The sequence below is a fragment of the Achromobacter ruhlandii genome (assembly GCF_002082135.1).
In the GTDB taxonomy this organism is placed as follows: domain Bacteria; phylum Pseudomonadota; class Gammaproteobacteria; order Burkholderiales; family Burkholderiaceae_B; genus Achromobacter; species Achromobacter ruhlandii.
Genome location: NZ_CP017433.1, coordinates 4,555,990 through 4,571,576 on the forward strand (window position 1 = coordinate 4,555,990; position 15,587 = coordinate 4,571,576).

General features: G+C 66.1%; 16 protein-coding genes and 1 pseudogene. 14 read left to right on the forward strand and 3 right to left on the reverse strand.

Annotated features, from left to right (window positions below; genetic code table 11):
• Positions 1 to 11 precede the first annotated feature (11 nt).
• From AruCF_RS20605 to AruCF_RS20660, 12 genes and pseudogenes are all read left to right on the forward strand, one after another.
• Positions 12 to 446 (forward strand): DUF2946 family protein, encoded by a 435-nt coding sequence (locus AruCF_RS20605; RefSeq protein ID WP_049075756.1) that lies wholly within the window; start codon positions 12 to 14, stop codon positions 444 to 446.
• A 57-nt stretch (positions 447 to 503) separates the two neighbouring features.
• Positions 504 to 1,121, forward strand: a complete 618-nt coding sequence (locus AruCF_RS20610) for an SCO family protein (protein ID WP_049075758.1) — start codon at positions 504 to 506, stop codon at positions 1,119 to 1,121.
• A 28-nt stretch (positions 1,122 to 1,149) separates the two neighbouring features.
• A complete protein-coding gene (locus AruCF_RS20615) occupies positions 1,150 to 1,641 on the forward strand; it encodes a copper chaperone PCu(A)C (protein WP_049075759.1) in 492 nt (163 codons plus the stop codon).
• A gap of 263 nt (positions 1,642 to 1,904) precedes the next feature.
• Positions 1,905 to 2,282, forward strand: a complete 378-nt coding sequence (locus AruCF_RS20620) for a DUF4148 domain-containing protein (protein WP_049075760.1) — start codon at positions 1,905 to 1,907, stop codon at positions 2,280 to 2,282.
• 183 nt (positions 2,283 to 2,465) lie between these two features.
• On the forward strand, positions 2,466 to 3,668 hold the full coding sequence (locus tag AruCF_RS20625) for an ATP-binding protein (protein ID WP_049075761.1): 1,203 nt from the start codon (positions 2,466 to 2,468) through the stop codon (positions 3,666 to 3,668).
• 1 nt (position 3,669) lies between these two features.
• Positions 3,670 to 4,224, forward strand: a pseudogene (locus AruCF_RS20630) (response regulator transcription factor).
• A 258-nt stretch (positions 4,225 to 4,482) separates the two neighbouring features.
• Complete coding sequence (cyoA, locus tag AruCF_RS20635; RefSeq protein WP_026384598.1) at positions 4,483 to 5,394, forward strand: ubiquinol oxidase subunit II; 912 nt, start codon at positions 4,483 to 4,485, stop codon at positions 5,392 to 5,394.
• Positions 5,394 to 7,370, forward strand: a complete 1,977-nt coding sequence (gene cyoB / locus AruCF_RS20640) for a cytochrome o ubiquinol oxidase subunit I (RefSeq protein WP_020926575.1) — start codon at positions 5,394 to 5,396, stop codon at positions 7,368 to 7,370. Before cyoA ends, cyoB begins: the two co-directional genes overlap by 1 nt.
• A 3-nt stretch (positions 7,371 to 7,373) precedes the next feature.
• Positions 7,374 to 7,988, forward strand: a complete 615-nt coding sequence (cyoC, locus tag AruCF_RS20645; RefSeq protein WP_006387443.1) for a cytochrome o ubiquinol oxidase subunit III — start codon at positions 7,374 to 7,376, stop codon at positions 7,986 to 7,988.
• Positions 7,988 to 8,338 carry a cytochrome o ubiquinol oxidase subunit IV gene (gene cyoD / locus AruCF_RS20650; protein WP_006387442.1) on the forward strand — a complete coding sequence of 117 codons (351 nt, stop codon included), beginning with the start codon at positions 7,988 to 7,990 and terminating at the stop codon, positions 8,336 to 8,338. Before cyoC ends, cyoD begins: the two co-directional genes overlap by 1 nt.
• A 175-nt stretch (positions 8,339 to 8,513) precedes the next feature.
• Complete coding sequence (locus AruCF_RS20655) at positions 8,514 to 8,939, forward strand: DUF3995 domain-containing protein (protein WP_049075762.1); 426 nt, start codon at positions 8,514 to 8,516, stop codon at positions 8,937 to 8,939.
• Between the two features lie 143 nt (positions 8,940 to 9,082).
• Entirely contained in the window at positions 9,083 to 9,700 is a 618-nt protein-coding gene (locus AruCF_RS20660; RefSeq protein ID WP_049075763.1) for a nitrogen fixation protein NifQ, read from the forward strand.
• A gap of 41 nt (positions 9,701 to 9,741) precedes the next feature.
• Here AruCF_RS20660 and AruCF_RS20665 read toward each other — a convergent pair whose 3' ends face one another.
• The 3 genes from AruCF_RS20665 to AruCF_RS20675 form a co-directional block, all read right to left on the reverse strand.
• Positions 9,742 to 10,917: a hypothetical protein gene (locus AruCF_RS20665; protein ID WP_157130049.1), complete on the reverse strand. Its 1,176-nt coding sequence runs from the start codon at positions 10,915 to 10,917 to the stop codon at positions 9,742 to 9,744.
• A gap of 174 nt (positions 10,918 to 11,091) precedes the next feature.
• Entirely contained in the window at positions 11,092 to 12,216 is a 1,125-nt protein-coding gene (locus AruCF_RS20670) for a hypothetical protein (protein WP_144419160.1), read from the reverse strand.
• Between the two features lie 126 nt (positions 12,217 to 12,342).
• Positions 12,343 to 14,397, reverse strand: a complete 2,055-nt coding sequence (locus tag AruCF_RS20675; RefSeq protein ID WP_049078054.1) for a TonB-dependent receptor — start codon at positions 14,395 to 14,397, stop codon at positions 12,343 to 12,345.
• Between the two features lie 172 nt (positions 14,398 to 14,569).
• Here AruCF_RS20675 and AruCF_RS20680 point away from each other — a divergent pair, with 172 nt between their 5' ends.
• Together AruCF_RS20680 and AruCF_RS20685 are read left to right on the forward strand one after the other, a co-directional pair.
• Positions 14,570 to 14,785, forward strand: a complete 216-nt coding sequence (locus AruCF_RS20680) for a SlyX family protein (protein ID WP_049075772.1) — start codon at positions 14,570 to 14,572, stop codon at positions 14,783 to 14,785.
• A gap of 361 nt (positions 14,786 to 15,146) precedes the next feature.
• Positions 15,147 to 15,506 (forward strand): DUF4148 domain-containing protein, encoded by a 360-nt coding sequence (locus AruCF_RS20685; protein WP_049075777.1) that lies wholly within the window; start codon positions 15,147 to 15,149, stop codon positions 15,504 to 15,506.
• Positions 15,507 to 15,587: the final 81 nt, after the last annotated feature.

Here is a 15,587-nt window from a genome sequence, read left to right on the forward strand (position 1 = left end):
ACAATCGCCCCATGTCCGCCTTGATCCGACCTCCACGACCCCGTGACGCCGTGCGCGTCCGCGGCGTGCTGTGGCTGGCGTTCCTGGCGCTGCTGCTGCGCGCGGTGGTGCCGGCGGGCTACATGCCCGACACGCGCGCGCTGCACGATGGCCGCATCGAGGTCACCTTCTGCTCGGCCGCCGGCGACCTGTCCACGCTGCGGCTGGCGCTCTCGCCCGCCGGCAAGGGCGACGCGGGTGCCGGCGCCCACTCCAATGCCGATACCGGCGCGCAATGTCCGTTCGGCCTGCTGGCGCACGTCACGCCCGCGCCCGCCTCGCCCACCACACCGCTGGCGCTGGCCAGCGGCCGGCCCGCCCCGGCCGCGCCGGCCCCGCTCGCGCTGCCCGTGCAACCGGCCCAAGGGCCGCCGCTGGGCTCGCGCGCCCCGCCTCGCCTGGCCTGACTCCGCCTCACGCGCGGCCCCGCCGCGCCCACGCGAACGTCAAGCCACGAGGTTTTCATGCATTCCCTTCCCCCGCGCGCGCCCCTGGGCGCGCCGTCGGCGCCCAACCGTGACCGGCGCCGGCTGCTGTCGGCCCTGGCCTTGCTGCCCCTGGCCGGCTGCGGGCCCGACGCCCCCAAGATCAACGGCATGGATCTGTCCAGCATGCCCACCGGCGACTTCCAGCTACAAGACACCGAAGGCCGGCAACGCCAGCTGGCCGACTATCGCGGCAAGACCGTGATGCTGTTCTTCGGCTTCACCCAATGCCCGGACGTCTGCCCCACCGCGCTGACCCGCGCGCTGGAGATCAAGAACCTGCTGGGCGCCGACGCCGCCAAGCTGCAGGTGCTGTTCATCACCGTGGACCCGGAGCGCGACACGCCCGAGATCCTGCAGGCCTACATGCAGGCCTTCGACCCGGCGTTCGTCGGCCTGCGCGGCGACGCCGAGCAGACCCGCGCCGCCGCCCAATCGTTCAAGGTGTTCTACCAGAAGGTGCCGACCGGCTCGTCCTACACCATGGACCACACCGCCCTGACCTACGTCATCGACGCCGAAGGCAAGCTGCGCGTGGCCCTGCGCCACCAGCAAAGCGCCGAGGAATGCGCGGCCGACCTGCGCACCGTGCTGTGACCCCACGCCAAGACAAAAGGAATTTCCGATGAAAACGACTCGCTTCAAATCCCTCGCCGCCGCCTTCGCCCTGGGCGCCCTGGCGCTGGCCGGCGCGCCCGCCATGGCCCAGGACGCCTCGCTCAAGGTGGAAGACGCCTGGGTCCGCGCCACCGTGCCCAGCCAACACGCCACCGGCGTCTTCATGCGCCTGACCTCGCCGACCGCCGCCCGCCTGGTTGGCGTCGAATCGGACGCCGCCAGGCACGTCGAGGTGCACGAGATGGCGATGCAGGACAACGTCATGAAGATGCGCCAGGTGTCCGCCATCGACCTGCCCGCCGGCAAGCCGGTGGAACTCAAGCCGGGCGGCTACCACGTCATGCTGATCGACCTGGCCCGGCAGATCTCCGCGGGCGACCCGGTGGCGCTGACGCTGCTGGTGCAGGACGCCGATGGCAAGCAACGGCGCGTGCCGGTGACGGCCGAGGCCCGCCCGCTGTCGGCGGCGGCCGCGCCGGCAGGAGAACACAAGCACTGAAGCCTTGCGGTGAAATACAGGGGCCACATCCTCGCAAGCAGATTGACACATGTATTTCAAGCTTGAAATAGCTGTTTGCAAGACGGCCCACGTTTCCTGCAACGCCTTGGCCCGCGCCCGGTCGAATTGAAAAAGCCGGGAGCGCGGCCGCGCCACGCTCCGGCGCGCATCGCCCGCATCCCAGGAAATCGCCCCCAAGCCGCAGCGGGGACGACGGCGCGGCCTGCCTTCAGGCCGTTTGCTTTGATTGCCAGGAGCGTTTCATGAAGACATTGACAGCCACCTTGTTGCTCTGCGCCGGCCTGACCGCCGCCGCAACCGTGCAAGCCCAGCAGGCCCAGGCCCCGGCCGCCCAGTACAAGCGCGATCTGTACGGCGACTGGCGTGTCAGCTACCCCGCCCCGACGGCCAAGACCGCCGATCAGGTCGCGGCGGAACTGGCGCGGTCCAAGGCCGATGGCCAATACACCTTCGGCCAGGAAGACTACCCGCCCGCCATCGCCGCCACCGGCCCGGGGGAAAGCCGCGCCCAGGTCGAACAGGAACTCCAGACCGCCGAAATGCAAGGGCAGATGGCGTCCGACCAGGAAAGCTATCCGCCGATGCCCATGGCCCACAGCGGCAGGTCCGACATTCAATAATAAGGGACATACCGCAACCTGCGGTCCGTCCTGATTCCTCATACAATGCCAGCACACATCCGCCGCCGGCGGCCTCGCGGGGCCCGGCGGCAGCGCGGCGCCCCACGCCGCCCCGGATGCCAGCGTTCCGCGCAGCCGGGCGCCTGATCCGCCGGCGATAGACCGGCAACCCTGTGTCTGGATATGCCCGGTAGTTCCGCCTTTTCCTTCCTGCGTACCCTCTGCAGCCTGCGCTGGCTCGCCATCGCGGGCCAGGCCGCCACCATCCTGGTGGCCAGCGCCGTACTTGGCCTGGCCCTGCCGCTGGAGCCGCTGTGGATCGGCGTGGGCGTGCTGATCGGCTTCAACGTCTACGCCAGCCTGCGGCTGCGCCACAGCCGCGACCTGTCCCACGCCACCGCTTTCGGCCACTTGCTGGTGGACATGGCGGTGCTGGCCTGGATGGTGGGCTGGAGCGGCGGCCTGAGCAATCCGTTCGGCATGATGTTCCTGATCCTCACCGCCCTGGCGGCGCTGGCGCTGCCGCGCAACTGGGCGCTGGCGGCGGCGCTGGCGGGCATCTCCGGTTATTTCGCCGCCGCCATCTTCGGCCAGCCGCTGCGCGGCGACCTCAACACCCACACCCTGCTGCTATGGGGCCTGGCCGCCAACTTCCTGATTTCCGTGGTGGTGGTGCTGGTGTTCACCACCCGCCTGGCGGCCGACCTGCGGGCGCGCGAGCGCGAACTGGCGCGGCTGCGCGAGCGCTTCACCCGCAACGAGGGCATCGTCGCCCTGGCCACCCACGCCGCCGCCATGGCGCACGAACTGAACACCCCGCTGGCCACCATGACCCTGCTGGCCGACGAGATCGCCGCCGAGGTCAAGGAGCCCGACCTCAAGCAGGACGTCGCCACGCTCAGCCAGCTGCTGGCCCTGTGCCGGGAACGGATTCGCAATCTGGCGGTCCCAACCGCCGTGGACCTGGTGCGCGTGGTGGGGCAATGGCGCCTGATCCGGCCGACCATCGACCTGCGCCGGTCGGGCACGCTGCCCGCCAGCCTGCGGGTCGATCCGGCCATCGCCCACCTGCTGCAGGCCCTGCTGAACAACGCGGCCGATGCCGGCGAAGCCGCCAACGAGCCGCGCGTGGACCTGCACCTGGAATACGGTTATGGCGCCCTGCGCGGCGAAGTGCGCGACTATGGCGGCGGCTTCGACCCCGACCACACGCTGCTGCCGGCCACCAGCCTGTTCAACAGTGGCAAGCCCGGCGGCCTGGGCGTCGGCCTGGCCCTGTCGCACGCCACCGTCGAGCAGCTGGGCGGCGAAATGACCATGACCGCGGCCGATGGCGGCGGCACCCGCATCCGTTTTTATTTGCCTCTCGGCACTCCCGGGACCTGATATGTTGAATCCCACCGATCTTGGCCTGCTGATCGACGACGACGAGCTCTACGTGCGCACCCTGCAGCGCAGCCTGTCGCGCCGCGGCCTCGAAACCCGAACCGCCACCGGCATCGCCGAGGCGCTGCGCGTGGCCGAAGAGATCCGCCCCGCCTTCGCGCTGGTCGACCTGCGACTGGGCGAGGATTCGGGCCTCACCCTGATCCGTCCCCTTCGAGCCCTGCGCGCCGACATGCGCATCCTGCTGGTCACCGGCTACGCCAGCGTGGCCACCGCGGTCGAGGCCATCAAGCGCGGCGCCGACGACTAACTGCCCAAGCCCGCCACCGCGCCGATGATCCTGCGCACCCTGGGCCTGGTGAAGCCGGAAACCGTTACCATCGAAAGCACCATGACGCCGTTGCACCGCCTAGAATGGGAACACATTCACCAGGCCCTGCACGAGACCGGCGGCAACGTCTCGGCCGCCGCCCGCCTGCTGGGCATGCACCGGCGCTCCCTGCAGCGCAAGTTGGCCAAGAAACCGGGGCCGGAACGCGAGGTGCTGGTCGACTGATTGGCGCGGATACGACACATCGCAACAATCCTGCTTTGTGCAGGTGCGACATATCGTCGCACCCCCACCTACCCCGCGAAGCCCTCTCCCGCCTGGGAAAACCCTTAAGCAGGGGCCTTGGGGGCAAAAGCCGGCTGGGCAATGCGACCATTCGTCGCACGCTTGACCCAGGTCAAACCGATAGGATGGACGTTGCTGCCTAGCAGCATTCCAGTCTGCTGCTCCGCAGCATTTCCCACCTTCCATCCAAGGCTGTACGTGAAACACCCCCTCCTTGCGACCCTTACGCGCATTTTTGGCGTCGGCGCGGTCATGCTGCTTGGCGGCTGCAACATGGAAATCCTCTCCCCCAAGGGAGACATTGGCGCTCAGGAAAAGACCCTGCTGTTCACGGCAACCGGTCTGATGCTCCTGGTGGTGATCCCGGTCATCATCATGATCCTGACGTTTGCCTGGAAATACCGCGCATCCAATACCAAAGCCGACTACCAGCCCAAGTGGGCCCACTCCACGGCGATCGAAGTCGTGGTCTGGACCGTGCCATGTATCATCGTGGCGATCCTCGCCGTGATCACCTGGCGCTCCACGCACGCGCTCGATCCCTACAAGCCGCTCGTCTCCGAGCACAAGCCGGTCACCATCGAGGTGGTGTCGCTGGATTGGAAGTGGCTGTTCATCTACCCCGAGTACGACATCGCCACGGTCAACGAGATCGCCTTCCCGGTCGACGTCCCGGTCAATTTCCGGATCACCTCGGCCTCGGTCATGAACTCGTTCTTCATCCCCCAGCTGGGCAGCCAGATCTACTCGATGGCCGGCATGGAGACCAAGCTGCACCTGAACGCGCGCGAACCCGGCACCTACGCCGGCATCTCGGCCAACTACAGCGGCGCCGGCTTCTCCGGCATGCGCTTCAAGGCCATCGCCACGTCGCAGGAAGGCTTCGACAACTGGGTCAAGGAAGCCAAGGCTTCAGGCACCGCGCTGACCCCGGCGGTGTACCAGGAACTGACCAAGCGCAGCGAACACAACCCGGTCGCCAAGTACGCCTCGGTGCCGCCGTCCATGTTCGACTACATCCTGGGCAGCACCATGTCCAAGATGGCCGGCGTCGACGACGCCACGTGCACCCCCACGTCGAATAATCTTGTCGCAGGATTGACTCAATAATGCTCGGGAAACTTACCCTCGAGGCCATTCCGTACCATGAACCCATCGTCATGGTCACGCTGGCCGCCGTGTGCCTGGGAGGCCTAGCGGTCTTCGGCGCCATCACCTACTTCCGCAAGTGGAAGTACCTCTGGACGGAATGGCTCACCTCCGTCGACCACAAGCGCATCGGCGTGATGTACATCATCGTCGCGCTGATCATGCTGCTGCGCGGCTTCGCCGACGCCATCATGATGCGTACCCAGTTGGCCGTCGCCTCGGCCGACTCCGCCGGCTTCCTGCCGCCGCACCACTACGACCAGATCTTCACCGCCCACGGCGTCATCATGATTTTCTTCATGGCGATGCCCTTCATCACCGGGCTGATGAACATCGTGGTGCCGCTGCAGATCGGCGCCCGCGACGTGGCCTACCCGTTCCTGAACTCGCTGAGCTTCTGGCTGTTCGGCGCCGGCGTCGCGCTGATGATGATCTCGCTGTTCGTCGGTGAATTCGCCGCGACCGGCTGGCTCGCCTATCCGCCGCTGTCCGGGCTCGACTACAGCCCAAGTGTCGGGGTGGATTACTACATCTGGGCGCTGCAGATCTCCGGGCTGGGAACAACACTCAGCGGCATCAACTTCATCGTCACCATCCTGCGCATGCGCGCGCCGGGCATGACCCTGATGAAGATGCCGATCTTCACCTGGACCTCGCTGGTCACCAACGTCCTGATCGTGGCCGCCTTCCCGGTGCTGGCCGCCACGCTGGCGCTGCTGACGATGGACCGCTACCTGGGCACGCACTTCTTCACGAACGACATGGGCGGCAACGTCATGATGTACGTGAACCTGATCTGGATCTGGGGCCACCCCGAGGTCTACATCCTGGTGCTGCCGGCCTTCGGCGTGTACTCGGAAGTGGTCGCCACGTTCGCCCGCAAGACCCTGTTCGGCTACAAGTCCATGGTCTACGCCACGGCCGCCATCGGCGTGCTGTCGTTCCTGGTCTGGCTGCACCACTTCTTCACCATGGGCGCGGGGGCCAACGTCAACGCGTTCTTCGGCATCGCCACGATGATCATCTCGATCCCGACGGGCGCGAAGATCTTCAACTGGCTGTTCACCATCTACCGCGGCCGCCTGCGCATCACCACGCCGGTGCTGTGGACGCTGGGCTTCATGCTGGTGTTCGTCATCGGCGGCATGACCGGCGTGATGCTGGCCATCCCCGGCGTGTCGTTCGTGCTGCACAACAGCCTGTTCCTGATCGCCCACTTCCACAACACCATCATCGGTGGCGTGGTGTTCGGTTGCATCGCCGGCATGACCTACTGGTTCCCCAAGGCTTTCGGCTTCAAGCTGAACGAACGCCTGGGCCGCTACTCGTTCTACTGCTGGTTCGTCGGCTTCTTCCTGGCCTTCATGCCCCTGTACATCCTGGGCTTCAAGGGCATGACGCGTCGCCTGAACCACTACGACAACCCCGAATGGCAGCCCTACCTGCTGGTCGCCCTGGCCGGCGCCGCGCTGATCATGCTGGGCATCTGGTTCCTGCTGCAGCAAGTGTTCGTGTCCGTGCGCCAGCGCAAGCAGAACCAGGACATCACCGGCGATCCCTGGGATGGCCGCACCCTGGAATGGTCGATCTCGTCGCCCGCGCCTTTCTACAACTTCGCCCACGTTCCTCACGTCGATGAACTGGACCAGTTCTGGGAAGACAAGCAGAACGGCAAGGCCTACAAGCGCCCGGCCAAGTACGAAGACATCCACATGCCGAAGAACACCGCCGCCGGCGTCTTCATCGGCGCGTTCGGCCTGGTCATGTGCTTTGCCCTGATCTGGCACATCTGGTGGCTGTCGATCGTCGGTTTCGTCGGCATGATCGGTTCGTTCATCGTCCGCGCCTATGACCGCGACGTCGACTACTGGGTCCCGGCCGCGGAAGTCGAACGCATCGAAAACGCCCACTTTGAAAAAATGCAGAAGGCCGCCTGAGCCATGATTCAAGCCGTAGCCACTCACCCCCACGCGGGTCACGACGATCACGCGCACCATGACGATGGGTCCAAGACCGTTTTCGGTTTCTGGGTCTACCTCATGAGCGACTTGCTGATCTTTTCGGTGCTGTTCGCGACGTTCGCGGTGCTGGCCAACGCCACCGCGGGCGGCCCCACCGGCAAGGAACTGTTCGACCTGAAGTTCGTCCTGGTCGAAACCCTGTTGCTGCTGTTCTCGAGCTTCACCTTCGGCATGGCCAACCTGAACGTCCACGCCAACAACAAGAGCCGCGCAATCGGCTGGTTGATGGTCACGTTCCTGTTCGGCGCGGGCTTCATCGCGATGGAAGTCTATGAATTCCATCACCTGATCACCGAAGGCGCGGGCCCCGGCCGCAGCGCCTACCTGTCGGCGTTCTTCACGCTGATCGGCACGCACGGCCTGCACGTGACGTTCGGCCTGATCTGGATCGTCGTCATGATCGACATGATCCGCCGCCATGGCCTGGACTCGATCAACAAGCGTCGCCTGGCGTGCCTGAGCCTGTTCTGGCACTTCCTGGACATCGTCTGGATCTGCGTCTTCACCTTCGTCTATCTTCTGGGAGCCCTCTGATGTCGCACTCCGCTGCGGCCGCACACGGCCACGACGATCACGCCGCCGACCACGGCAGCCTGAAGTCCTACATCATCGGTTTCGTGCTCTCGCTCCTGCTCACCTTCGGCTCGTTCGGCCTGGTGATGAGCGGCGCGCTGTCCCACACCATCACCATCATCGGCGTGGTGGCGCTGTGCGTGCTCCAGTTGCTGGTGCAGCTGGTGTACTTCCTGCACATGGGCGCTTCGAAATCGGCCCGCGACAACCTGGCCACGTTCGTCTTCACCGTGATGATCATCGCCATCATCGTCGGTGGTTCGGCCTGGGTGCTGTACAACATGAACGTCAACATGGGCCACGCCATGTAAGACCCGTCATCCAATGACGACACACAGGCGCCGCGAGGCGCCTGTTTTTTTGGAAGGCCGTCACGCTACCGGGGCGGCTTTTTTTGCGCCCTGCCGTGGCCGCGGCCTGGCGAAGCGCGGCGCTGCTTTCTTTGGCATACTCGCGCCATCGCAGAATCGCCCCCCGGGAATCCGCATGCAAGCCATCGCCGCCGCCGTCACGGCCATCGTCTTCGTGGTGCTCGGACTGTGGCACGCCTACTGGGCAGCCGGCGGGCGGCTGGCGCACCGGGCGGCGCTGCCGATCCAGGACGGCCAACCGCTGTTCCGGCCGTCGCCGCTGGGCACGCTGGCCGTGGCCGCGGCGCTGATCGGCTGCGCCTGGATCACGGCCGCCAATGGCGGCCTGGTGACCGCGCCGCCCCTGCGCTGGCTGCCCTGGCTGGGCATGGCCGTGGCGCTGGGCCTGCTGGCGCGCGCCATCGGCGATTTTCGCTACGTCGGTTTCTTCAAGCGCAAGGGCGAAGACCCCTTCGCCCGCCTGGATACCCGCTTCTATTCGCCGCTGTGCCTGCTGTTGGCGGCGGGCGTGGCACTGGCGAGCTGGCCCGGGCTGGCCTGACGCCGCCCGGACGCATCCCACTTTCCGCGCACGGCCGCGCCCTTGATCCCGGCAGGTTTGACGCGGCGCAGACGCCTCTCTTCCCCATTCGTTATATATTTCGGCTCATAACGAATTTTTCACCTTAGCACCGCGAGCCGCCCATGGATGCCGTCCTGATCGCCGCCCCCACCGCCCGGGATATCGATGCCCTGGCCTGTGCGCTGTTGGCGCATGCGCCGCCCGATCATCCCGATGCGCGCTTTTTCGCCACGGTGATCGGCAAGAGCCTGGCGCACGGCGACCTGGCCCGAACCGGCCTGGCTCCCGCCGAATTGGCCGGGGTGCTCGCCAGCCTGTTTCCCGACGCGCAGGCGGGCTCAAGCGCGACGCTTGCCGCCCTGCGGGCGCAATTGCTCGCCTACGGGGCGCGCGGCCTGGCCAACCCGCGGCCGGATTTCACGCGCCTGCTGCGCGTGCTGCTCGACGCCTGCAGCGGACCGGGCGCGACCACGCCCTGGGTCACCAGCGTGCTGGCGCACGCCTGCCTGCGCCCGGACCACCTGTGGCGCGACCTGGGGCTGGGCGGCCGCGAGGACGTCACCGCGCTGCTGACCCGCCACTACCCCGGCCTGGTGGCGCGCAATACGCAAAACCTGCGGTGGAAGAAATTCCTGGCCTATGCCGCGTTTGAGCATGCCGACCTGCCCGTGGCCGCCGCGCCCGGCTGCGCGGACTGCGAGGATCATGGGCGCTGCTATGACACGGGCACCACGTCCTGAGCCGAACCTCGCCGCGTCAGGCAATCTTCGCGCGCGACCGATCAGAACCAGGTCACCTTGACCAGCACCTGGGTGCTGAACTTGCCGGTTTTCAATTCGGCGGTGGTCCGCTCCAGGTGCGCGGTATACGTCTGCGTCTGCGACAACGTGGTGCCATGCAGGAGCCCTCCAAGATTGCCGTTGTAGCGGGAGGGGAATGTGCCGTGGTCATCGGCAGGAAGCGCACCAAGCGTAACCGTCTGATTGGCCTCATTGGTGATGGTCAGCTTCAGGCCGTTTTCCTGGCCGTCGGCATTCTTCAGATAGATCGTCTGATCCAGAAGATCGGTACGCTCACCGCTTTGTGGCAAGAACGCCACTGCCGTGCGTAGATACAACTCGTCCAGGGGGTTGTTGGTGGACGGCGGGCTGGTCAACCCCTCCAGTCCCGGGCAGGCGGGACTATTCATGCGGGTCGTCACATTGAACGGCTTGGCCTGCGGCAACTTGCCGTTGTAATTGGCCGTGGTCAGCACGGTGTCGAAGGTGACCGTGTTGTCGACGTTGACCGAGCCTACGCAGGAGGGGATGAACTGGAAGCGCGAGGCGCTGGAATTGAGGAAGATGCCCGGATCGCCCCCGGCAGTTTCGTCGGCAATCAATTTGAACGCGAACGAGGGCGGCAAGAACACGCGCAAGGGCCTGGTCACGCGGCTTTCAGCGTACAGGAGCAGGAAGATGCGCCCAAGGCGCTCCCCTGAGTCGCCCTCATAGGGGGTATCGACGCTGAAATAAGGCGCAAAGGTTGGCGCCGCGGGATCCGGACTCCACTGCCCCTTTTCGATATTGTCATAGACGATCGTCAGCCTCAACGATGCATTTCGCAAGGCCTGCAGGACCGGGCCGAAATCGCCCAGGATCGAAATGGCCGCCTGCCGCCTTAAGTTGGGAATGTTGGTGCAGCGGTACCTGAATTCATAGGGACTGCTGATGTAAATGGGAAAGCCCGGAATGAACTGTTGGTCGAGCCCGAAACTGATCGAGGGCGGCAGGTTGAACGTTACGATGTTGCCGCCATCGAGCAACCTGCATCCACGCCCCGCGGCTTGCGTGTGACCGACCCCGGGCAAGAGTAGAAAGGCGGTGAGTACGCCTACAAGCCAGGCGCGGATCCGCCCATTTTTTGCCGCCACGGTGAATGCTCCCAGCTGATCCAAAAAAACAATTCTATCGATCAACCCCCGATTGCTGCCTCGGCAAACCGTCCGACTTTTTTGGCATTGAGCGCGAGTCGTGACGTCTGACGCCCGCTCGCGGCATCACTAGTGATAAGTCACCCAAGTCACAGGCCGCGGCCCGTGCCGACGCCGGCTCGTCGTAGCGGCCATTGCTCTCGTTGAAGGCCAGCCGGGTCAGTACCAACTTGCCTTGACCAGCACCTGGGTGTTGTATTTGCCCATCGACAGTCCGATCGCGGGTTCGCGCTCCAGGTGTGCGGTGTACGCCTGCGTGACCGAGGTCGTGTTCAACAGCGGCGTGGCGATGTTGTTCACCGACAGGGAGATAGGCATGCCCAGCCGATCGACGAACAGCGCGCCGAACTGGACATTATTGCCGGCGGCATTGGTGATACGCAGCTTCAACCCGTTTTCCTTGCCATCGGCATTCTTCAGGAAAACCGTCTGCTGCATGGAATCCATGCGTTCGCCGCCCTGCGGCTCGAACGACACCGCCAAAGGCAGGTGGAAAACATCGTTTGCATTGGCGCCCTCTGGCCTGATCAATGGATCGAGGTTGGGACATGCCGGGTTGACACGCGTGATCACCTGGAAGGGTTTGGCCTGCGGCAGCTTGCCATTGTAGGTAGCGGTGTTGAGCACCGTATCGAATGGCACGACGCTGTCCACGGCGAGCTCGCCAATGCACCGCGGCACATATTGGAAACGTGTCGAAGAAGTCGTGATAAAGATCCCCGGATCAGCGACGCCCCAAGGATCGTTGACCAGTTTGAAGGCGGTGCTCGACGGCATGAAGACGCGCAACGGGCTGGTGACCTGCCTATCCACGATCAGCAGCATCGAGACAGTAAGGGTGCGCTCGCCGGTATCTGCGGCATACGGGTCGCCAAAGAAATAGTCTTCATTGCCGCCCAGGATGAACGGGTCGGGATTCCAGAATCTGTTGACGTCGCCGTTGATGATGAGGTCCAGTCGGACGCCAGTGTCTCGCAGCGCTCGCCTGATCAAGCTGAAGTCGGCCAGCGTCCGCAACCCCACCTGGGCCAGGCCTGCCCGGTTCCGGACGCAGCGATAGTTGAATTCGTAGACGCGGCTTCGGTAGAGCCATTCGCCGTTGATCAACTGCCTGTCCAGATCGAACGTGACCGCCGGCGGAATTTCCAATCGGACCGCGTTGGCGCCCGCCGACGAAAAGCAGCCGTTGGCAGGGGTTGCCTGGCCGTAGGCGAACGCCGGCATCAACGCGATCGCCATCAATACCCGCGCCAGCGCTCGTCTGGCCCCTTGCCGCCATTGCATGATCCACGACTCCGCCTATCCAAAATGACCTACGGATTCTATCTGTGGCGATCGCGGCGTCGATGCGGGCATGGTCTGACATTTCAGGCGATGCAGGTCCGTGGCCAGCCCGCGGCGTCCCGGCTTTCAGAAGCGATACGTTGCCCCCACCCCCAGGCCAACGCCGCGTCCCGGCGCCGGCTCGTAGTAGCGGCCATTGCTCTCGTTGACGATGACCGACCCGGCATAGCGCCGGTCGAACAGGTTGTCGATCCGCGCGTAGGCGCTCAATGCCCACGGCCCCACCTGCTTCACGTAGCCCGTGGACAGCGCCGCCACCACATAGCCCGGCGCGGCCGCGTCGTTGGCGTCGTCGGCGTACAGGCGGCTCAGGTAGCGGGCCTCGATGCCGGCCTGCCAGCCCTGCGGCGGCGTCCAGGCCAGCGAGGCATAGGCCGACTGCCCGGCAATGCCGGGAATCCGGTTGCCGGCGCGGATGGCGCCGCCGCCATCGTCGCGGTAGCGGGCATCGAGCCAGGTGTAGGCCAGTTGCGCCCGCCAGTGGCCGGCAAAGCGGTTGGACCAGCCCAGTTCCACGCCGTCGCGGCGCGTGCGTCCGGCGTTGCGGAAGGTGGCGCGGCCGCCCGTGCTGCCGGCCGCGACGATTTCATCATCGGTGGACACGCGGAACACGGCCGCGGTCAGTTGGCCGCCCGCCAGATCGGTCTTGGCGCCGACCTCGACGTGGGTGCCGAGCGCTGGCGCCAGCGCGAAATTCAGGCCCGGCTGGCCGCCGGGCCGGTACGACAGCTCATTGAGCGTCGGGGTCTCGAAGCCGCGCCCATACGAGGCGTACAGCGAGGTCCGCGGATCGGCCTGGTAGCGCACCGCGGCCACCGGCAGCGCGCGGCGATAGCGCGCGCTGCCGCTGTCATCGCCATTGCCCGGCGCGAGGTAATGATCGCGCGAGCGGAACGCCACCGTGCTGTAGCGCACGCCGGCATCCAGCGTCCAGCGCGGCGCCGCGCGCCAGGACGCCTGCAGATAGGGGTCGGCGTTGTAGACCGTGTTGGTTTCATCGCGCCGCAATGCGCCTCGCACGCCAAGCTGGCGGCTGGCGCCGTCGCCCACGTAGTTCCGGTAGCCCTGGCGGTTCTCGCGCAGGGTGTCATACGAGAAGCCGCCGACCAGCGTCAGCGGCCGCGCCGCCGGCCCCAGTTCCGAGGTCCAGCGCAGGTCGGCCCCGCCATAGCGGCGGCGCAGGTCGATCACCCCGCCCGCCTGCGTCGGCGCCGCCTGCGCCGCGGGCGGGATGGCCTGGAACTGCGTGGTGTCGCGCTGGCCGTAGTACAGCATCAGACGCAGCGTGTTGGCGCCGTCGACGTGGCGTTCGTAGACCAGCCCGCCCTGGGTCTGGCGCACGGTCTTGCGCGTGTCGTACTGGGCCGCCAGCTCGGCGCTACGCGGCGCGTCCTGGAACTGCGCGTACGTCAGGCCGAGCGGATCCTGGGCCGTCAGGTCGACGCTGTTGGCCACGATCGTCAGGCGGCTGGCGTCGTCCAGTTGCACGCCCAGCTTGGCGTTGCCCAGGTTCTTGCGCGCGGCGCTGTGGTCGCGATAGCCGTCGGTGGTCATGCGCGACAGGTCGAGCACGTAATCCATGTCGCCGGACGTGCCGGAGGCCTTGGCGCCATAGCGCCAGGTGCGATCGGGGCCGGCCCAGGCCGAGACGCCGATTTCGGGCGGCACGGCGCCGTCTTCGGTGTAGGCCAGGATCACCCCGCCCGAAGAGTTGCCGTACAGCGCCGAGAACGGTCCGCGCAGCACCTCCACCCGGTCGAGCGAGCCGATGTCGATGTTCGAGGTCTGGCCCTGGCCGTCCGGCATGGTTGCCGGGATGCCATCCACGTACAGGCGCACCCCGCGCACGCCGAAGGTGGAACGCGCGCCAAAGCCGCGGCTGGATATCTGCAGGTCCTGCGCGTAGTTCTGGCGGTTCTGGATCTGCAGGCCCGGCACGCCCGCCAGGCCTTCGGACAAGTTGATGCCCGGCTGGCCGCGCCGCATCGCCGCGCCCTCCACGATGTCGACCGAAGCCGGGGTTTCCAGCGGCGGCGTGCCGATCCGCGTGCCGGATACCGCAACCGGCGCCAGCTGCTGCGGCGTCTGCGATTGGGCGAGCGCCGTCACGGCTGGCGCCATGCCGAGCAGGCCATGCAGGAAGGAGCTGGCCAGGCCGCCGGGCCGGCGTCGTTGCTTCGCCAATCGAAAACCCCGCGCAATGAGCATGCCCCGAGCCTCGCACAGGATGCGGACAATGTCGATACAGCCGGGGCGCGGCGGGCCGGCGCGGGGAATGGGTTCTAATAGCGCCATGGAAAATCCGCAAGACATCGAACGCCGGCTGCTGGACCTGGAAGTCAAGGCCAGTTTCGCCGACGACCTGCTGGAACAGCTGAACCAGATCATCGTGCGCCAGCAGCAGCAGATCGACCGCCTGCAACGCGAAGTGGCCGACCTGCGCCAGCAGGCGCCCGAGGGCGCGGCGCCGTTCCGCAGCCTGCGCGACGAACTGCCGCCGCACTACTGACCCCGGCCGCTCCAGGGCGCCCGGTCGCTCCCGTCTGCCCCACCGCCCGCCACAACTCGCCCGGCCAGCCCGGGTCGCCTGCCGCCTGTTGCGGGCTTCGTGGCATCGCCACGACGGCCGTGCCAATCCCCCTGCTACACGCCGCGCCCCAGCGAGGGGTTGCGCCGGCTATCGTTGCCATTGATGGCGAATAATTGCTCGAAATTACTTATTCATTCCATTTATGGAAAAATCTTTTACCGATATACGGGTTTATCCCTAGTGATATCCGGCGCACTATGGAGCCATCGGGAAACAACAACGAACCACGACGGATGGGCCGCCGGATTCGCTCCCAGGCTTCTGAAATCGGAGATTCACCATGAAAAAGACCCTTGCCTCTGCCCTGCTGCTGTCCCTGGCCGCCCTGAGCGCTGGCGCCTACGCCGGACAGAACATCGAACCGAACAACGTGCCTTTCCAAGGCGTTTACGGCACCCCGTATGAAGGCCCGACCCGCGCCCAGGTGCAGGCCGAGCTGGCCGCCGCCAAGGCCGCCGGCCAGGTCTCGAATGTCGAGCCCAACGACATGCCGTTCCAGGGTGTGTATGGCGCTCCCCAATCCGGCGTGACGCGCGCGCAAGTGCAGGCCGAACTGGCCACCGCCAAGGCCGCCGGCCAGGTCTCGAACGTCGAACCTAACGACCTGCCGTTCTCGGGCGCCTACCACCGCGTCAACTGAGCACGGCCTGACGATTTACCCCTCCCCTTGTTGTACCTTGGCCGCCCCTGCCGGGCGGCATTTTTTTGCGTCCGCGCAAGC